Source organism: Pantoea sp. BRR-3P (assembly GCF_039621635.1).
In the GTDB taxonomy this organism is placed as follows: Bacteria; Pseudomonadota; Gammaproteobacteria; order Enterobacterales; family Enterobacteriaceae; genus Pantoea; species Pantoea floridensis.
Genome location: NZ_CP155066.1, coordinates 2,528,019 through 2,547,679, shown reverse-complemented (window position 1 = coordinate 2,547,679; position 19,661 = coordinate 2,528,019). Strand labels below are relative to the sequence as shown.

Genomic DNA, 19,661 nt, shown 5'->3' with positions numbered 1-19,661 from the left:
CATAGTGGTCGCCATGAATGGCGACCCTACGCGGATTTTACCGGGTGCGCATTTATGCGCACCTTTTTCAACTCTGCTGCGCAAACTTCAACGGCTGCTCTGATGAACCCCGTTTCATCACGCGATCCAGCACTTCGGCTTCGAGTTCCGCCAGACGCGCAGAGCCGCGACGGCGCGGACGCGGCAAGTCGACGATCAAATCCAGACCAATCTTTCCTTCTTCAATCAGCAAAACGCGATCGGCGATGGCGACGGCTTCGCTGACATCGTGCGTCACCAGCAGCACGGTAAAGTTATGCTGCTGCCACAAGGACTCAATCAAGCCCTGCATTTCAATACGCGTTAACGCATCCAGCGCCCCCAGCGGCTCATCAAGCAGCAGCAAACCGGGACGATGAATCAACGCACGCGCCAGCGCCACGCGCTGTTTCTGGCCACCGGACAATGCTGCCGGCCACTCGTTAGCACGATCGGCAAGGCCAACGGCCTCCAGCGCTTCCAGGGCGGCGGCTCGCCATTCGCGACCTTTTAGCCCGAGCCCAACGTTATCAATCACCTTTTTCCACGGCAGCAGACGTGAATCCTGGAACATCAAACGCGTATCTTCACGTGCTTGCGATAACGGCGCGTTGCCCGCCAGCAGCGCACCGCGCGTAGTCGATTCCAGGCCAGCTAATAGGCGCAGCAGGGTACTTTTACCGCAGCCGCTGCGACCCACCACCGCGACAAATTGCCCGGACGGAATATGCAGATCAATATTGTTCAGGATGGTGCGATCGCCATATTGCTTGCTGACACCATTCACACCAACCGGCGTACCGCGATTCAAACGCGCCGGATTTAGGGTTGCGTTGCTCATGCGTTCTCCTTTAATTGGTAAGCCGGATGCCAGCGCAGCCACACGCGCTCAAGCAGTTGTGCCGCGACGTCGGCCAATTTGCCGAGCAGGGCATAGAGAATGATGGCTACCACCACCACGTCGGTTTGCAGGAATTCGCGGGCATTCATCGCCAGATAACCGATGCCGGAGTTGGCTGAAATGGTTTCGGCCACAATCAGCGTCAACCACATCAGGCCAAGAGCAAAACGAACGCCAACCATAATAGAAGGTAGCGCACCCGGCAGAATGACCTGAATGAACAGGCTCCAGCCGGATAAACCATAGCTACGCGCCATCTCCACCAGGCCACGGTCAATATTACGAATACCGTGATACGTGTTCAGGTAAATTGGAAACAGGGTGCCGAGCGCCACGAGAAAAATTTTGGCGGATTCGTCGATGCCGAACCACAAAATGACCAGCGGGATCAGCGCCAGATGCGGCACGTTACGCAGCATCTGTACGGAAGTATCCAACAGGCGTTCACCCACACGTGATGTACCGGTGATTAATCCCAGAATCAAACCAATGGAACCGCCGATGGCAAAACCAATGGCGGCGCGCCAGCTGCTGATGGCCAGGTTCTGCCACAGCTCACCGCTCACCGTCAGTTTCCAGAAGGTGATGAGGATATTTTCCGGCGACGGCAGAATACGCGTCGACAGCCAACCCACCTGCGATGCCAATTGCCACAACGCGATCAGCACCACCGGCAACACCCAGGGCAGCACGGCATTACCCAGCTGTTTTTTTACGTTTGCCATCCTCGGCTCCTTTAGCTCTGCGACACTTTTTGCGGCGTGAAATCATGGGCTACCGCTTCGCCGTGCGCCTGCACCACACGCGGCTGTGGCACTTGCGGAATCGCCAGATCGAGGTGCGGGAACAGCAGCTCACCCACGCGATAAGCTTCTTCCAGATGCGGATAGCCAGAGAGAATAAAGGTTTCGATGCCGAGATCGCTGTACTCCTGCATGCGCGCCGCCACGGTTGGGCCATCGCCCACCAGCGCCGTGCCTGCGCCGCCACGAACCAGGCCAACACCGGCCCACAGATTCGGGCTGATCTCCAGCTTATCGCGCCGGCCACCGTGAAGTGCGGCCATGCGCTGCTGTCCAACCGAATCGGTACGCGCAAATGCGGCTTGCGCTTTGGCAATGGTGGCATCGTCGAGATGGGCAATCAGGCGGTCCGCTGCTTGCCAGGCTTCTTCATTGGTTTCACGCACAATCACATGCAGGCGAATGCCGAAGCGTACGGTGCGGCCCTGCGCGGCGGCTTTAGCACGCACTTGTTCAATCTTCTCCTTTACTAACGCCGGCGGCTCGCCCCAGGTGAGATAAACATCCACCTGCTCGGCGGCCAGATCCTGTGCCGCATCCGACGATCCGCCAAACCACAGCGGCGGACGCGGTTGCTGCACCGGCTTAAACATCAGGCGCGCACCGCGCACTTTGACGTGCTTGCCATCGTAATCGACGGTTTCACCTTCCGAGACGCGACGCCAGACGCGAGTAAATTCGGCAGACTCTTCATAGCGTTCACGGTGATCGAGAAACACGCCATCGCCAGCAAGCTCTTCCGGATCGCCGCCGGTCACCAGATTAAACAGCGCACGGCCATTCGACAGCCGATCGAGCGTGGCCGCCTGACGCGCCGCCTGAGTCGGCGAAATCACCCCCGGGCGCAGCGCCACCAGGAAACGCAGACGCTGGGTGACCGGGATTAATGAAGCCGCCACCAGCCAGGCATCTTCACAGGAGCGGCCGGTGGGAATCAGCACCCCGCCGAAGCCGAGACGATCTGCCGCTTGGGCAATCTGTTGCAGGTAACCATGATCAACCGGGCGCGCGCCTTCCGCGGTGCCAAGATAGTGACCATCGCCGTGAGTCGGGAGAAACCAAAATACGGATACGCTCATGATTAATTTCCTTTCGGCTGGGCAGATTGTGGCTGCCAGATGCGGTCAGCGATATTCACTTTCACCGGCATCAGATGATTGGCATAAAACAGATCGGCCGTTTGCTGTTGGGCCTGCGCGGTATGGGCGCTGACCGGCGTAATAGTGGTAGGCGGACGATGGTCGAGATAGCTGGCAATGACCGGTTTCGGCAAGCCCATCGCCTGTGCCAGTAAATCAATACTTTGGTCGCGTTGGCTGCGGGTTAATGCATCGGCATCGCTGAAGGTATTCAACACGTGCTGTACGAATGCCCCGTTCGCCTCGGTGTATTTGCGCGTCGCTAAATAGAAGGAGCCGGTTTGATTGAGTTTGCTGCCGTCAACCAGCACGCGTACGTTGCCTTGCAGCAGGGCAGCCGAGTAGTAGGGATCCCAAATCGCCCAGGCATCCACGTCACCTTGCTGGAACGCGGCGCGCGCGTCGGCGGGAGTCAGATAGGTTGGCTGAATGTCTTTAAAACTCAGCCCAGCTTGCTCAAGTGCGCGCAACAGCAGGTTGTGCGAGCTGGAGCCTTTCTGGAATGCCACTTTGCGGCCTTTGAGGTCGGCTACGCTGTGAATCGGGCTGTCCTTTGGCACCAGAATCACTTCTGCCTGCGGTTTAGGCGGCTCGGAACCGACGTAAAGTAGATCCGCACCGGCGGCCTGCGCAAACAGCGGTGGAATATCGCCGGTACTGCCTAAATCAATACTGTCGACGTTGAGCGCTTCCAGCATCTGCGGGCCAGCCGGGAATTCCACCCATTTAATTTGCGTGTGTGGAAAACGCTGCTCCAGTAGCTTATGGCTTTTCGCTAATACCATGCTCACTGAACCTTTCTGATAACCGATGCGCAGTTGCTCGGGAGCATCAGCGGCGTGTGCAGTAATGCTTAAAGAGAGCAGAGCGACCATCGCTGGCATCAGCCAGCCCGTTACTATCCGTTTCATAACGCTTCCTTTATACCGCTTGTGCATAGGGTTGGTGGCGACGATGCAGCGCGTGCCAGAACGTATCTAACGCTTCATCTATACGTTGTGACAGCAGCGGATCTAACTGTGGTTGACGATCGTAATGGGTAATCTGCACATCCGTTGCAAATACGCCGTGCAGAACTTCCTGCGCCTTGAGCGCGTTGAGCACCGGCTTAAGCGCGTAATCAACCGCGAGCAAATGGGAAGCGCTGCCGCCGCTGGCCAGTGGCAGCACCACTTTATGCTCCAGCGCGCGCTCAGGTAGCAAGTCGAGCAGCGTTTTCAGCGCCCCTGAAAATGATGCTTTATAAATAGGTGTGGCGACGATTAAGCCGTCCGCCAGCGCTAAATCGGCTTTTAGAGCAGCTAATGCTGGAGAATCAAAACGCGCGTAGAGCAAATCTTCAGGCTGAAAGTTGTGAATATTCCACGGGATCACCTCAACACCGCGTGCTTCCAGCGCGTGCTGGCAAAGGCTTAGCAGCGCAGTAGAGCGTGAAGGGAAGCGAGGGCTGCCCGCCAGCGTAATAACCCGCATGGTCACTCCTTATAACTGAAAGTTATTGATTATCTGATATTCAGAACTGATAGGTTCAATACTGTCAGAGCAGGGGGGATGGCTTAAATGATTTATCCGGCAATCAAAAGGTGGAAAATGCAAAAAGAATAAGAGGGGATAAAAACAAGTCAGTTTTCAGCGCATACGCATTTACGATTAGTCTTAAAAACCGCCGTTAAGTCCATTAGCATTGATTACAAACCATGATTTAAAAACCGTTTTACCGTTACGCTTAACCCTGAACTGCACGTCAGATGTAATTGTAACTGCGGTTACGTTTGGTCAAATTCGTCTTGTATCGGACAGCGAAATAGATTCAATAGCAAATGTGGCTGAGCAACGTTAAAAAACAGTGTTAAATCAATTGAAGAACGCGTTTTTAAACGACGCTTTTATCTTCCAGGCAAAAAAAGTGTCGCAAAGGCTATCTCTTTATTTTTTATTGAGTAAACCCTCGTAAGATTTTCCGTGAAAAAATGTGTGTCATTATTCGCTGAGATGACACAAAGCTTAAGAGTGGTAATGTTTTTTTACGAAATCAAAGCGAAGTGTTTAGAGGGGGTAATGTATCTGCATTGATTTATTTTTCTTAATTATGATTGGTCCTGTGATTTAAAATAACAATCTGCTTAACTGAGAGCGAAATCAAAACTCTTGCCGTTTATATTGCGTTTAAATAATTGGCGTAATGTTTTATGCCGTGATGTCGGCAGCTTAAGACTTGCTTTTTTCTATCTACTCCAGGAAAGGTTTATGGCTAAAATCCTATTATCCATCATTATCCCTACCTACAACGTAGAGAATTATATTGTCGAGTGTGTGGATTCGTTATTGAAGCAAAAGGGTGCATCCAGTGAGATCATTATTGTTAATGATGGTTCTACCGATGGCACGCTGGCTTTGGTGGAGCAGCACTATGGGCATCTACCGCAGGTAAAAATTATTACCACACGTAATGGCGGAGCCGGTAAAGCGCGTGATATCGGGTTAGATGCAGCACTCGGAGAATTTGTATTCTTCTGTGATCCCGATGATATCGTCGCCGACGGTTTCCTGGCTGAACTGCAGCAGGTTTATCAGGCACATCCGGAAATTGACCTGTTCTGCTTTAGCTCACAGATGTTTGAAGATGGACACCGTGAGCGCATCCGGCCCAAAGTGCGCCACGAGGTTTTTGGTCTGCAGCCGCCGCAAAACGTCCTCTCAAGCCTGCTGCGTAATGGCTCGTACACTTCCGCAGCGTGGAACTATGCGCTGAAAAAGAGTGTGGTAACCCAGTATGATTTACGCTTTGTCGACCGCGTCCACGAAGATCACAAATACACGCTGTCTGCATTTGTCCGCGCTCGTCATGCATGGGTGAGTAAGCATGTTTATTACTACCAGCGGGTGCGAAACGGTTCATTAACCAACAGCCGCAAGAGTGAAGAGTACTTCCTGCAGCGCTATAACGCCTTTATGCATGCCTTCAGTACGCTCAAGCATGCACTTGATACATCGCCGGCCAGCAAAGCGCTGGAGAAAGACTATCTCATGCACTCTTTCCGGTTGATGATTTATCTCTCGCTTTATAACGGTACGCCTGTACCCGAATATGTTATTAATGCCATTCGCTTTATGGGTGGGCAGCATGAGCCAGCAAATATTAAAGAGTGGTTGTTAATCAATCGGCCGCAAATATTTATCATGCTGCAAAATTTAAAAGTGACGAAAGAGTTGAAACGCGCCGCCTGATTCGTGATTATTCCATCAGTAACAAATAATGGTGGAGGCAGAAAGTGAATAGCGTTAATTGCATCTGTATGTAAAAAAGATCGTCACTTCTGCAAACTCTGTTACAGATGATGTTTACCTCATATGCAGGCCACATTTTTATAATAAAAAGGTGGCCTGTTTTTTCGGGATAACCGAAATAAGCGATTTACGGCTTGTAAACTAAGATTAGTTACTCGCCTCAGCACCACTGATAAATTTAAGATTAAGTCTGGTAGGCAGCTATGTTGTTCTGTGTCAGTCTTGGTTTTTCAGCTAATTTTTAGACGCCGCCATACTTATGTCAATAAAACGTAACGCGATTGCCAACTATGTTGGTCAGATTTACCTGACGCTATCGGGTATTCTGGTTGTACCGCTCTATATTCAACATTTGGGCATGGAGGCTTACGGTTTAGTCGGATTTTTTTCGATTTTATTAACCTGGCTTCAGCTATTAGACGCAGGTGTTTCAACCACCTTAATGCGGGAAGCGGCGCGTTATCGCGCTAATCAAGCCGAATTCATTTGGTTCCCTCCGCTGTTTGCCGCGCTGTCAAAATTCTTCCTGCTCTCAACGCTTGTACTGGTGGTCATTGGCTGGCTAGCAACACCGTGGATTGCACACAACTGGCTGGACGCACAGCACCTGCCTTCAGGTGATGTGGTTACTGCGGTTGCAATTATGGTGATTACTGCCGCGATACGCTGGCGGACCAGTCCTTATCGCAGCGTCATTGTCGGCTTTGAACATCAGGTGTGGCTGAATGGTGTCAACCTGATCATCGTGACATTGCGCACCTTTGGCGCAGTGCTAGTGATTCAATTATTCTCCAACCCGGTGTTGAGCTTCTTTATATGGCAGCTGCTGGTCTCGATTGCCGAGGCGGCATGTCTTATCTACAAGTGCCTCCAATTGGTGCCGGCATCCGCGCGTAAAGAGAAACGTTCAGACCTTAAAGAGGTGTTAAAACCTTTTATTCGTTTTGCACTGAGCGCCGCTTATGCCAGCGCAGTGTGGACGTTTATTTCGCAGATAGATCGCCTGGTTTTATCGAAAACCCTGCCGCTGAGTGAATACGGATCCTTTACCGTGGTCGCTACGGCGGCAACCGGCATTATTCTGTTGAGCAGCCCGATCATGCAGGCCATTGTGCCGCGTATGACGGGCATGAAAACCAAAAAAGAGGGCGATTCACAATCGCTAATCCTCTATCGCTATACCACGCAGGCGGTGTCCATCTTTATGGCGCCGCTTAGCATTACGATTGCCTGTTTCTCCGCCCCTCTGCTTTGGGCCTGGACGCAGAATACTCAGGTTGTCACTGAGATGTCGTTTGTTCTCAGCTTGTATGCGATAGGGAGCGGCGTGCAGGCGATTTGCGGTCTGCTTTATCATCTGCAATACGTTAATGGCAATCTTAAGCTGCATATCAAAGGTTTCTCCTGTTTTGCCGTTGTGCTGGTGCCGCTGAATATCTGGGCGGCCATTCACTATGGTGCGCACGGCACGGGTTGGCTCTGGCTGGGTCAGAACGTCTTTTATCTGTTTGGCTGGGCGTGGTTGGTACATCGTCGCTTTGCACCGGGTATCCATTTCACCTGGTTGACGCGCGATGTGTTGCTGATTTGGCTGGTGGCGGGCGTTATCGCCGGCCTGGCAACCCTGCTACCGATTGCCTGGGACCAAAACCGCTGGCTCAATTTGCTGTGGCTGGGACTGATTGGCATGGTCAACCTTGCCGTATGCTGTCTGCTTCATAGTTTGGTCATCAAGCGTTTGCCGCGACCGTTTAATAAAGGCTTTAACGTTGAGGAAAGAGAATGATCGCACGGAATCACGCTGCATCCGCTGCAACCATCACGGTTATTGTCCCGAACTGGAACTGCGCACCCTGGCTGACGGAAGCGATGGCGTCACTGCTTGGACAATCCTCGCCACCCGAGCAGATCATCGTCATTGATGACGGTTCAACCGATAACAGTGTTGAGCTGCTGCGCGCCATGGCCGCCAAACATCCTGAAATCGTTCTGCTGCAAGCAGAGCGCGGGGGAGTAAGCGCCGCACGTAATCGCGGGCTGGAGATCGCTAGCGGTGACTTCATCTACTTTATGGATGCGGATGATTTCGTTGGCAACACGCTGTTCGCCGATTTCCGTAACGCCCTCGTGCAACATCCAGAGATGGAGATGTTCTGCTTTGGTGCCAAAATGTTCACTGATCTACCGGTTGAGCAGCGCGATTATCAGCTGTTTCATCAGCGCCGTATTAGCGGCGCCTTCGCGGGTGGCAGCGCAACGCTGCGCAAAATGATTGCCAACCAGTCGGCACATCGCGTGCTGTGGAGCAGCATCGTTTCACGCGCTCTGATTAAGCGTGTGGGCGTGCACTTTCTGCCAATTCAGAACCATGAAGATGCGCCTTATATGTTTGCACTCTATATGCAGGCGAACACGGTGGTGCTCTCCAGTGAAAGCTATTACTTCAAACGCTTTATGGTCACGTCTTTGTCGCAGCGCAAAGCGACCTTTTCCTGGGTGGAGAATTACTTCATTGCGCGCGGCAACAGCGAGAGCTTTATGCAGCAGTGGGGCTTGCCCGCAGATGAGTCACTCCTTGATCGTTACTACGAACCGGTGATGTATGGCTGTCTGATTGAAATGCGCAAAAATAACATTGAAGTTCCGCAGGCGTGGCGCGTCACGATTGATCAGCTGATCCGCAAGGTGACGGGTGAAAGCAGGCGCATGAAATTGCAGTGGTATTACCCAACGTTGTACAACGGTTTGAAAGCCAGCCGCAGTTTGCTGGCGCGCTATACCGGCAAGCGCTGATTTCGATCAACTCTCCGTCTCTCAATAGAATTTACTTTTGCGCCAGAGCACCTTACCATTCTGGCGCACAAATTCCCGTGCACCCCGACTTCCCTGGTTCCCGTCATTGAGGAGAGTGCATGTTATATCCTATCGTCCGGCCGGCGCTGTTTAAGCTTGATCCTGAGCGAGCGCACGAACTCACCTTTCAGCAGCTGCGGTTTATCAGCGGTACGCCGCTTGAAGGGCTGATTCGCCAGTCGCTGCCATCACGTCCGGTTACCTGCATGGGATTGACGTTCCCGAATGCGCTCGGCTTAGCCGCCGGTCTCGACAAGAATGCCGAATGCATTGATGCCTTCGGCGCCATGGGCTTTGGTTTTGTCGAAGTCGGTACGGTGACACCCCTGGCGCAGCCTGGTAACGATAAGCCACGCATGTTCCGCCTGGTTGCCGCCGAGGGGATTATTAATCGCATGGGCTTTAATAATCACGGTGTTGATCATCTGATTGAGAACGTTAAAAAGTCGCGCTTTAAAGGCGTTCTTGGGATTAATATTGGCAAGAATAAAGACACGCCGGTAGAGAAGGGCAAAGACGATTATCTCATCTGCATGGAAAAGGTGTATGCCCATGCTGGTTATATCGCCATCAATATTTCCTCGCCAAACACCCCAGGATTACGCACGTTGCAATATGGCGAAGCGCTGGACGATCTTCTTTCTGCTATCAAATTAAAACAAAAAGAGCTGCAAGAACGCCATCTTAAATATGTGCCGGTGGCAGTAAAGATCGCGCCGGATCTTTCAGAAGAAGAATTGATTCAGGTTGCCGACAGTTTAGTGCGCCATGAAATTGATGGCGTGATTGCCACCAATACGACGCTCGATCGCTCGCTGGTGACTGGTCTGAAATATGCTGAGGAGATGGGAGGATTAAGTGGTCGTCCGGTCCAGTCGCGCAGCACTGAAGTGATTCGCCGCTTGTCGCAAGAGCTTCAGGGCCGCTTACCTATTATTGGCGTCGGCGGTATTGATTCCCTGGTTGCAGCACGCGAGAAAATCGCCGCAGGTGCAACGTTGGTGCAGATATACTCCGGATTCATTTATAAAGGCCCGGGTTTAATTAAAGATATCGTGACTCACCTCTAAGACATTTCCCACTTTACTGCGCCGAGGGGTTTATTTATCCCTTCGGCTCGTTTATATTTTGTCCTGCTGGTGTATTTTTCAGCCTTTTCTCAGATTTACTTTTTCTAATTTAGCGCTATTTAGCGCAGCGAAAAACTACAGGGCAGATCATGAAAATCAAACCTGATGACAACTGGCGTTGGTATTTTGACGCAGAGCATGACCGTATGATGCTGGATTTAGCCGATGGCATGTTATTTCGCTCGCGCTTCTCACGCAAAATGCTTACGCCCGATGCGTTTAATGTCAGCGGTTTCTGCGTTGATGACGCCGCGCTCTATTTTACCTTTGAAGAGCGTTGCCGTCAGAGTGGATTAAAAGGCGATCAGCGTGCTGAATTAGTATTAAATGCGCTGGTGGCGAGCCGTTTTCTTAAACCCTTAATGCCGAAAAGCTGGCATTTTACCAATCATGCGCACAGCTGGCAGCCTGCTGCGGGCGAAATGGTTGCTGTAACCCTGGCGGATAGCGGTGAACAGGCGCAGTTATTTGTGGTTGAAAGCGGTGAGAATGCGGCGCTGTGCTTATTAGCGCAAAACGCGTTAACCGTGGCAGGGAAGGGCATGCAGCTAGGTGATGCGATTAAGATCATGAACGATCGTTTGCGTCCGCAGCAGCAGGAACAAACCGCCCACTTTGCGCGGGCGGTTTAATTACTTCAGGCCAGTTCGATATCGCCAGCGGGAATACAGCTGCAGCTTAGAATGGTGCCATCGGCACGCACCGCGCTTTTCTTTAACGCCTTCACTTCACCTGCAACCAGTGTGACTTTGCAGCTGCCGCAAATACCGGCGCGGCAAGAGTAGGGAATACGAAATCCCTGCATCTCCAATTGTTCCAGCAACACCTGCTGATTATCACCGTTAAAGGCAGTGCCCTGATAATCAATAGTGACTGCGCGGTGGCTAGTGGTGGTTGGCGCCAGCGTCTCAACCACGGCGCCTGAGCCGTAAGCACGTGGCGACTGTTGCTGCAGAATCGTGACCGTATCGCCCACGCGAATAATGCCGCTATTCATCGCAATCAAATTCAGGCCGAAATCAATATCCCCGCTGCCATCCTGCGCGCTACGAAAACCTTGCAACGTGGTGAGCGGTTCGCCATCAGGATGTTTGCGTCCGCTTTCGGTACCCACGGTGGTGAACACGCAGCGACTGCACGGCTTGGGCATCTCAAAGACGATCTCGCCAATTTGCAGGCGTTTCCAGCTGTCCTCTTCCCATGCCGCCGCGCCGCTAACCACCAAATTGGGGCGGAACTGCTCAACGCGCACGCTGGCCGGGCAGCGCTGTTGCAGATCCTGCAGCGACGCCATATTCACCAGCAGGAAGGGAAAACCGTCGGCAAAACTCAGCGGCACATGATCAAATCGCTTCACTCGACGCGTGGGTTCTACACCGGTCCAGCGCAGCTGCACCGGACGCGGGAAGAACGCACTTAACCAGCTATTTATCTCGTCGGGCGCGATACGCGCGGTGAAATGGTTGCCCCACACTTCGGTTGGCGCCTGCTCAGGAGTAAAGTCGGCAAAGCGGATCAGCGCTTGTGTTCCATCGGGTGCCTGAAGAAACAGGCCGTCCGGCAGCAGCGCAGGCGTGAAGCGCACCATTTCTGGATATTGACGCGCGGTCACAAAGGTTCCATCCAGTTCAGTCACCATGAAGATGCGATCAAAGGCCAGACCGCTCTCCAGCACCTGCGCATGCGACAGCTGCAGGCCGCGCATTGATTTAACGGGATGAATAAAAAGGCGAGATAACGTGATCATAGCGTTCCCGGTAAAGGTATTCGGCAAAAAGAAGCTAACTTTATGACATAGCACGCTGATTCGCTATAATGCGCAGCAATTTAAGCAAGAGTAAGAAGTGACGATATGAATTCTCTGTTTGCCAGTACGGCGCGTGGGCTCGAAGAGCTGTTGAAAAGTGAGCTGGACGCGCTGGGTGCGCAGGATTTGCAGGTGGTGCAGGGCGGCGTCCACTTTCAGGCCGACGACCGCGTAATGTACCAAAGCCTGCTGTGGAGCCGTTTGGCTTCGCGCATTTTGCTGCCGCTGGGAGAATTTGGCGTCTGGAGCGATCTCGATCTCTACGTGGGTGCGCAAAGTATTCCGTGGACCGACATGTTCGATAGCAACACCAGTTTTGCCATCCATTTTAGCGGTACCAACGAGGTGATCCGCAATAGCCAGTTTGGCGCGCTGCGCATTAAAGATGCCATCGTCGATAGCTTTACGCGTCAGGGGCTGGAACGTCCAAGCGTCGACCGTGAGCAGCCGGGCATTCGTATCAATGCGTGGCTGAATAAAGATCGCGTCAGTATCGCCCTGGATCTAAGCGGTGATTCACTGCATCAGCGTGGCTACCGCCAGCAAACGGGCGCCGCCCCGCTGAAAGAAACGTTAGCCGCGGCAATCGTAATGCGTTCCGGCTGGCAGAGCAGCACGCCACTGGTCGATCCGATGTGTGGCTCCGGCACGCTGCTGCTGGAAGCAGCGCTGATCGCCTGCGATCGTGCGCCAGGCTTACTGCGTACCCATTGGGGCTTTCATCGCTGGAAAAAACACAATCAGGCGATATGGCAAGACGTTCACGCTGCAGCAAAAGAGCGTGCTCGCGTGGGAACCGCTGCCGCGACGGCCCGTTTCTTTGGTTATGACAACGACAGCCGCGTGCTGGAGTCCGCGCGTGCCAATGCTCGTCGTGCAGGCGTGTTCGAGCTGTTCACCTTCACGCAGCAGGACGTGATCAAGCTGAAAAATCCGCTGGCCGGGCAGGACATTACCGGTACGGTATTGAGCAACCCGCCATACGGTGAGCGTCTGGAAAGTGAACCGGCGCTGATCGCGCTGCATAGCCAGCTTGGCCGCATCATGAAGCAGAATTTTGGCGGCTGGAATCTGTCCTTATTCAGCGCATCGCCCGAGCTATTAAGCTGCCTGCAACTGCGCGCCGATCGCCAGTTCAAAGCCAAAAATGGCCCGCTGGAGTGTGTGCAGAAAAATTATCAGCTGGCCGCAACCAGTGGCGAAGGCAGCGCGCAGATTGCCGAAGATTTTGCTAATCGTCTGCGTAAGAACCTGAAGAAGCTGGAAAAGTGGGCGCGTCAGTCGAATATCGACTGCTACCGTCTGTATGATGCCGATCTGCCCGAGTACAACGTGGCGGTCGATCGCTACGCCGATTGGGTGGTGATTCAGGAATACGCGCCGCCGAAAACCGTGGATGCGAACAAAGCGCGTCAGCGTTTATTCGATGTCATCAGCGCCACGCTGAGCGTGCTGGAGATTCCGGCCAATCGTCTGGTGATGAAAACGCGCGAGCGTCAGAAAGGCAAAAGTCAGTATCAAAAGCTGGGCGAGAAGGGCGATTTCTTCGAAGTGCAGGAATTTGATGCGCGCCTGCTGGTTAATCTCACCGATTATCTGGATACTGGCCTGTTCCTCGATCACCGTATCGCGCGCCAGATGCTGGGTAAAATGAGCGCAGGCAAAGATTTCCTTAACCTGTTTGCTTATACCGGCACCGCCAGCGTACACGCCGGCCTGGGCGGGGCGAAGACCACCACCACGGTGGATATGTCGCGCACCTATCTGGAGTGGGCTGAGCGCAACCTGCGTCTGAACGGGTTGACCGGACGTCAGCATCGGCTGATGCACGCAGATTGTCTAAGCTGGCTGCGTGAGAGTGATGAGCAGTTCGATTTAATATTTATCGATCCGCCGACGTTTTCTAACTCTAAGCGCATGGAAGATGATTTCGACGTGCAGCGCGACCATATGATGCTGATGCAGAATCTGAAACGTCTGCTGCGTCGCGGTGGCACCATTATGTTCTCTAACAATAAGCGCGGCTTCAAAATGGATCTCGACGGTTTAGCTCGTCTGGGTCTGCAGGCGCAGGAAATTACCCAAAAAACGCTGTCGCAGGATTTCGCGCGCAACCGTCAAATTCACAACTGCTGGCTGGTTAGCCACGCCGGTAAGGAATAAGTTTTATGTCACTGATCAGTATCCATGGCGCTTACCTCTCATTCAGCGATGCGCCGCTGTTGGATAACACCGAGCTGCATATCGAAGAAGGCGAACGCGTCTGTCTGGTAGGTCGTAACGGCGCCGGTAAATCGACGCTGATGAAAATTATCAACGGCGAACAGCCGCTGGATGACGGCCGCATCATTTATGAGCAGGATTTGGTGGTGGCGCGTCTGCAACAGGATCCGCCGCGTAATATTACCGGTTCTGTTTACGACTTCGTCGCAGAAGGCGTGGCCGAGCAGGCTGAACATCTCAAGGCTTATCACGCTATTTCCCATCTGGTGATGGAAGACCCGAGCGAGAAGAATCTTAACGAAATGGGCCGCCTGCAAACCATTCTCGATCATCAGAATCTGTGGCAGCTGGATAGCCGCATCAATGATGTGTTACAGCAGATTGGTCTTGATGCCGATACCGAGTTGTCTTCGCTCTCAGGCGGCTGGCTTCGTAAAGCAGCACTCGGTCGTGCGTTGGTGAGCAACCCGCGCGTACTGATGCTTGACGAGCCCACTAACCACCTTGATATCGAAACCATCGACTGGCTGGAAACTTTTTTAAAGACTTTCACCGGCAGCATTGTCTTTATCTCGCATGACCGTTCGTTTATCCGCAACATGGCGACGCGTATTGTCGATCTCGATCGCGGCAAGCTGGTTTCATGGCCGGGCAATTACGATCTGTTCCTGACCGGCAAAGAAGAAGCGCTGCGCGTGGAAGAGATGCAGAACGCCGAGTTTGATCGCAAATTGGCGCAGGAAGAAGTGTGGATCCGCCAGGGCATCAAAGCGCGTCGTACGCGTAACGAAGGCCGCGTGCGCGCCCTGAAAGCGCTGCGTAACGAGCGTTCGGCGCGCCGTGAAGTGATGGGCAAAGCCAACATGCAAGTCGGCGAAGCAGCCCGTTCAGGCAAAATCGTATTCGAGATGGAAGATGTCAATTACAGCGTGGGTGGCAAAATCCTGGTAAAAGACTTCTCTACTCAGGTACAGCGCGGCGACAAAATCGCCCTGATTGGCCCGAACGGTTGCGGTAAAACCACCTTGCTGCGCCTGATGCTGGATCAGTTGAAGGCCGATAGCGGCCGCGTGCATTGTGGCACCAAGTTGGAAATTGCTTACTTCGACCAGCACCGTGCTGAGCTGGATCCGGATCGTACCGTCATGGATAACCTCGCTGAAGGTAAGCAGGAAGTGATGGTTAACGGTAAACCGCGTCACGTGCTTGGCTATCTGCAAGACTTCCTGTTCCATCCGAAACGCGCCATGACGCCGGTGCGTGCGTTGTCCGGTGGTGAGCGTAACCGTCTGCTGCTGGCGCGTCTGTTCCTGAAGCCAAGCAACCTGCTGATCCTCGATGAACCGACCAACGACCTCGACGTCGAAACGCTGGAACTGCTGGAAGAGCTGGTGGATGGTTATCAGGGCACCGTGATGCTGGTGAGCCACGATCGTCAATTCGTTGACAACACCGTAACTGAGTGCTGGATTTTTGAGGGCAACGGCGAGATCGGCACCTTTGTAGGTGGCTATCACGATGCGCAACAGCAGCGCGCTGCCTACAAACAGCTAAAATCCGCGCCAGCAAAATCAGCCCCGGCGGCCAAATCGGTAGAGAAAAATGATGCCGCCAAACGTCCCGCCAGCAAGCTAAGCTATAACCTGGCACGGGAACTGGAACAGCTGCCACAAAAGCTGGAACAGCTGGAAACACGCATCGGTGAGCTGCAAGCCAAAATGAGTCACCCGGACTTCTTCAGCCAGCCACATGATAAAACCCAACCGGTGCTGGATGCGTTAGCGCAGACAGAACAGGAACTGGAAGTGGCGTTTGAGCGTTGGGAAGAGCTGGAAGCGCTGAAGAACGGCGCATAATTGGAAGGAGTCAGCATGTGTGCAGCGGATCAGGCGCATCAGTGGAGTCTCTGTCCACAGTGTGATTTAACAGTAAAGCTGCCCGCAGTACCGGTAGGCAGCCGTGCGCGTTGCCCGCGTTGCCATACAACGCTGTTGGCCAACTGGCAGGAGCCGCGCAGACGACCTACCGGTTACGCCATCTCAGCGTTATTTATGCTGGTGCTGGCCAATCTGTTTCCTTTCATCAATATGCACGTGGCGGGATTAAGCAGCCAGATATCGCTGCTTGAAATCCCGCAGGTGATGGAACGCGAAGATTATCGCAGCCTGGCAACGCTGTTTCTGCTGTTTGTACAGGGAATTCCTGCCTTCTGCATGATCACCATTATCCTGCTGGTGAATAACGTACGCATGCCGCATAACCTGCGACTTGGCCTTGCGCGTATTTTGTTCCAGCTGCGTAGCTGGGGCATGGCTGAAATTTTTATGGCAGGCGTGTTGGTCAGCTTCGTTAAGCTGATGGCGTATGGCGAGATCGGCCTTGGCAGCAGTTTCTGGCCATGGTGTTTGTTCTGCGTGCTGCATTTGCGCGCGTTTCAATGTGTCGATCGCCGTTGGGTTTGGCAGCGCATCGATCCTATGCCGCCGTTATCAACGTTGCCGCAGGCCGGTATTAGCGGCCTGAAGCAAGGTTTGCGCAGCTGTCCATGCTGTACTGCCATTTTGCCTGCTGATCAACTTGCTTGCCCACGTTGTGGGGTGAAAGCGCATGCGCGCCGCAAGCACAGTTTGCAATGGACGTTGGCGCTGCTCATCACCTCGGTGATGCTTTACATTCCCTCCAATATTATGCCGATCATGGTGACCGAAACGCTCGGCTCGCAATATCCCTCGAACATTATGGCCGGGGTAATTTTGTTGTGGAGCGATGGATCCTGGCCGGTAGCGCTGGTGATCTTTATCGCCAGTATTATGGTGCCGTCGCTGAAAATGCTAGCGATTGCCTGGCTGTGCTGGCACGGCAGCGGACGAGGCGGGCGTGACGATGAAAAAATGCACCTGGTTTATGAGGTGGTTGAATTTGTTGGCCGCTGGTCAATGATTGATGTGTTTGTAATCGCCGTTCTCTCTGCGCTGGTGCGCATGGGAAGGCTGATGAGTGTGTATCCTGCGCCGGGCGCGCTGCTGTTTGCTATGGTGGTGATTCTCACCATGTTTGCAGCAATGGCCTTTGATCCGCGCCTGCTTTGGGATCGACAACGGGAAACTGAACGTAAGGAGCCGCGTCTTGACGGACAACCATCACGAGACTGCTAAAGTCGACCAGATTAAACGCTGGTCACCAGTCTGGATTGTACCCATCGTTACGCTGTTAATCGGCGGATGGATTCTATTTTATCACTTCAGCCATCAAGGCCCGGAAGTGACGCTGATTACCGAGAATGCTGAAGGTATTGAGGCCGGCAAAACCACGATTAAAAGCCGCAGCGTTAATGTTGGCGTGGTGGAGAGCGCGGTGCTCACCGACGATCTGCATCACGTAGAAATTAAAGCGCGACTTAACTCCGGCATGGAAAAACTGCTGCAAGGTGACAGCGCATTTTGGGTGGTGAAGCCGCAGATTGGACGCGAAGGCGTTACCGGTCTCGGCACGCTACTCTCTGGCGCCTATATTGAGCTGCAGCCGGGTTCCAAAGGTGATAAACCTGAACGCTACCAGCTGCTGGATGCGCCACCTTTAGCACCGCCGGATGCCAAAGGCATTCGCGTGACGCTTGACAGTAAAAAAGCCGGTCAGCTTAATGCGGGCGATCCGGTGCTGTTCCGTGGCTATCGCGTCGGCTCGGTAGAGACCAGTAACTTTGATACCGATAAACGCATGATGACCTATCAGCTGTTTATTGCTGCGCCATACGATCGACTGATCACCACCAATGTCCGTTTCTGGAAAGACAGTGGTATTGCGGTGGATATGTCCGCGTCCGGTATGCGAGTGGAAATGGGATCGCTCACCACGCTGTTTAGCGGGGGCGTCAGCTTTGACGTGCCGGACGGCGCTGAATTGGGTCGAGCTGCGGAGAACAAAGCGGAATATCATCTGTTCGACGATCAACGCAGTATTCAGGATTCGCTGTATACCAGTCATACCGATTTCCTGCTGTTCTTCACCGATTCGATTCGCGGTTTGCAGGTGGGGGCACCGGTTGAGTTCCGCGGTATTCGCCTGGGTACGGTGTCGCAGGTACCGTATATGATTCCTGGGGTTAACCAGGCGCTGAATAATGACTACCGTGTGCCGGTGCTGATTCGTATTGAGCCGGATCGCTTTGTTAATCGTCTGGGTGGCGATTTCAATCTCGAGCAGCATCTGCAGGAAGGCAAAAAACGCGGCCTGCGTGCCACGCTGAAAACCGGCAATCTTTTGTCAGGTGCACTGTTCGTCGATCTTGATTTCTACGACAACGCCCCAGCCTATAAAGGGCCAAATGCTGTCGCAGGTTTAGAAGTGATCCCAACCGTTAGCGGTGGTCTGGCGCAGATTCAGCAGAAACTGATGGCGGCACTGGATAAGATTAACGGCTTGCCACTCAATCCTCTGCTTAACGAAGCGACCGGGACGTTGAAAGAGAGCCAGCGCACACTGCAGCAGCTGCAGAAAACGTTGGATAACCTCAATCAAATCACGGCCAATCCAGCGATGAAGACGCTGCCGGCAGATATGCAGCAAACCTTGCGTGAACTCAACCGCAGCATGAAGGGGCTGCAGCCGGGATCGCCAGCCTATAGCAAGCTGGTGGGCGATATGCAGCGACTCGATCAGGTACTGCGTGAGTTGCAGCCGGTATTGAAAACGCTGAATACCAAAAGTAACGCGCTGGTGTTTGAAGCCAAACCGGGCCAGGATCCACAGCCAAAGAGGGCGAAACAGTGAAAAAAGGGCTGATTATCGGTGCGCTGCTGCTGCTGGCAGGCTGCAGCAGCACCATTGAAAATACCTATTATCAGCTGCCTGCGGGCAGCGATGTGGCGCGCGTTGACAGTGCATCGTCTGGTAATCAACCGATGATTTGGGTTGAGCAGGTGACAGTGCCGGATTACATGGCGGGCAACGGTCTGGTTTACCAGACGAGCGATGTGAAGTACGTGATCGCGGCCAATAACCTGTGGGCTAGCCCGCTCGATCAGCAGCTCCAGCAAACGTTGATTAGCAATCTCAGCAAAGCGCTGCCCGGCCGCCTGGTTGCCGGTTCGCCTTTGGGCGAAACGCACGATACGCTCTCAGTTAACGTTACTGGATTTCAGGGGCGTTATGATGGACAAGTCGTCGTCAGTGGCGAGTGGCTGCTGCAGCATCAAGGACGTCTAATCAAACATGGCTTTAATCTGACACTGCCACAATCTGAAGATGGCTATGACGCATTGGTGCGTACTCTGGCTATGGGTTGGCAGCAAACGGCGCAACAAATCGCCAATAGTATCGTTTCGCTAAATTAAGATTTGTTCGATACTTATGATAAGTCCTTGATTTGCTGCAGTGTGATCGCAGTCAAATCAGGGGCTTTTTTATTGCCGAATCAGCCAGATATACAATTAACTGACAATTTTACATGTCGATTTGACGTCAAAAACATGACATTGGCGTGAATTTTGCGCATTGACC

Annotated in this window: 16 protein-coding genes; 10 read left to right on the top strand and 6 right to left on the bottom strand. The window is 53.2% G+C overall.

The genetic code is table 11. From position 1 onward, the window contains the following. Positions 1-67 precede the first annotated feature (67 nt). The 5 genes from ssuB to ssuE are packed head-to-tail and all read right to left on the bottom strand — an operon-like array spanning position 68 to position 4,334. On the bottom strand, positions 68-859 hold the full coding sequence (ssuB, locus tag AAGR08_RS11900) for an aliphatic sulfonates ABC transporter ATP-binding protein (protein WP_097094349.1): 792 nt from the start codon (positions 857-859) through the stop codon (positions 68-70). Next, positions 856-1,644: an aliphatic sulfonate ABC transporter permease SsuC gene (gene ssuC / locus AAGR08_RS11895; protein ID WP_097094348.1), complete on the bottom strand. Its 789-nt coding sequence runs from the start codon at positions 1,642-1,644 to the stop codon at positions 856-858. Before ssuC ends, ssuB begins: the two co-directional genes overlap by 4 nt. 11 nt (positions 1,645-1,655) lie before the next feature. Next, positions 1,656-2,801: an FMNH2-dependent alkanesulfonate monooxygenase gene (gene ssuD / locus AAGR08_RS11890; protein ID WP_345826952.1), complete on the bottom strand. Its 1,146-nt coding sequence runs from the start codon at positions 2,799-2,801 to the stop codon at positions 1,656-1,658. A gap of 2 nt (positions 2,802-2,803) precedes the next feature. Beyond that, the gene (locus AAGR08_RS11885; RefSeq protein ID WP_141400222.1) at positions 2,804-3,772 is read right to left on the bottom strand and encodes a sulfonate ABC transporter substrate-binding protein; all 969 of its coding nucleotides are present in this window, start codon (positions 3,770-3,772) and stop codon (positions 2,804-2,806) included. Between the two features lie 10 nt (positions 3,773-3,782). Further along, entirely contained in the window at positions 3,783-4,334 is a 552-nt protein-coding gene (gene ssuE, locus AAGR08_RS11880) for an NADPH-dependent FMN reductase (protein WP_097094346.1), read from the bottom strand. Between the two features lie 774 nt (positions 4,335-5,108). On the opposite strand from ssuE, the gene AAGR08_RS11875 reads away from it, so the two are divergent. The 5 genes from AAGR08_RS11875 (at position 5,109) to AAGR08_RS11855 (ending at position 10,764) form a co-directional block, all read left to right on the top strand. After that, positions 5,109-6,089: a glycosyltransferase family A protein gene (locus AAGR08_RS11875; protein ID WP_345826950.1), complete on the top strand. Its 981-nt coding sequence runs from the start codon at positions 5,109-5,111 to the stop codon at positions 6,087-6,089. A 319-nt stretch (positions 6,090-6,408) separates the two neighbouring features. After that, the gene (locus AAGR08_RS11870) at positions 6,409-7,935 is read left to right on the top strand and encodes a teichoic acid transporter (RefSeq protein WP_345826948.1); all 1,527 of its coding nucleotides are present in this window, start codon (positions 6,409-6,411) and stop codon (positions 7,933-7,935) included. Then, positions 7,932-8,942: a glycosyltransferase gene (locus tag AAGR08_RS11865; RefSeq protein WP_345826946.1), complete on the top strand. Its 1,011-nt coding sequence runs from the start codon at positions 7,932-7,934 to the stop codon at positions 8,940-8,942. Before AAGR08_RS11870 ends, AAGR08_RS11865 begins: the two co-directional genes overlap by 4 nt. 119 nt (positions 8,943-9,061) lie before the next feature. After that, positions 9,062-10,072, top strand: coding sequence for a quinone-dependent dihydroorotate dehydrogenase (gene pyrD, locus AAGR08_RS11860; RefSeq protein ID WP_097094342.1), 1,011 nt, complete (start codon positions 9,062-9,064; stop codon positions 10,070-10,072). A 149-nt stretch (positions 10,073-10,221) separates the two neighbouring features. Beyond that, a complete protein-coding gene (locus AAGR08_RS11855) occupies positions 10,222-10,764 on the top strand; it encodes a cell division protein ZapC (RefSeq protein ID WP_097094341.1) in 543 nt (180 codons plus the stop codon). A gap of 5 nt (positions 10,765-10,769) precedes the next feature. Here the strand turns inward: AAGR08_RS11855 and AAGR08_RS11850 are convergent, their stop codons facing one another. After that, positions 10,770-11,879 (bottom strand): YcbX family protein, encoded by a 1,110-nt coding sequence (locus AAGR08_RS11850; protein ID WP_097094340.1) that lies wholly within the window; start codon positions 11,877-11,879, stop codon positions 10,770-10,772. A gap of 105 nt (positions 11,880-11,984) precedes the next feature. On the opposite strand from AAGR08_RS11850, the gene rlmKL reads away from it, so the two are divergent. The 5 genes from rlmKL to pqiC are packed head-to-tail and all read left to right on the top strand — an operon-like array spanning position 11,985 to position 19,495. Further along, positions 11,985-14,102 (top strand): bifunctional 23S rRNA (guanine(2069)-N(7))-methyltransferase RlmK/23S rRNA (guanine(2445)-N(2))-methyltransferase RlmL, encoded by a 2,118-nt coding sequence (gene rlmKL, locus AAGR08_RS11845; RefSeq protein ID WP_097094339.1) that lies wholly within the window; start codon positions 11,985-11,987, stop codon positions 14,100-14,102. A gap of 5 nt (positions 14,103-14,107) precedes the next feature. After that, positions 14,108-16,018 carry an ABC transporter ATP-binding protein gene (locus AAGR08_RS11840; RefSeq protein WP_345826944.1) on the top strand — a complete coding sequence of 637 codons (1,911 nt, stop codon included), beginning with the start codon at positions 14,108-14,110 and terminating at the stop codon, positions 16,016-16,018. 15 nt (positions 16,019-16,033) lie between these two features. Further along, positions 16,034-17,317: a membrane integrity-associated transporter subunit PqiA gene (pqiA, locus tag AAGR08_RS11835; RefSeq protein ID WP_345826942.1), complete on the top strand. Its 1,284-nt coding sequence runs from the start codon at positions 16,034-16,036 to the stop codon at positions 17,315-17,317. Beyond that, a complete protein-coding gene (pqiB, locus tag AAGR08_RS11830) occupies positions 17,289-18,932 on the top strand; it encodes an intermembrane transport protein PqiB (RefSeq protein WP_097094336.1) in 1,644 nt (547 codons plus the stop codon). Before pqiA ends, pqiB begins: the two co-directional genes overlap by 29 nt. Further along, positions 18,929-19,495 (top strand): membrane integrity-associated transporter subunit PqiC, encoded by a 567-nt coding sequence (gene pqiC / locus AAGR08_RS11825; RefSeq protein WP_345826940.1) that lies wholly within the window; start codon positions 18,929-18,931, stop codon positions 19,493-19,495. The genes pqiB and pqiC overlap by 4 nt, the downstream gene beginning before the upstream one ends. Positions 19,496-19,661 lie beyond the last annotated feature (166 nt).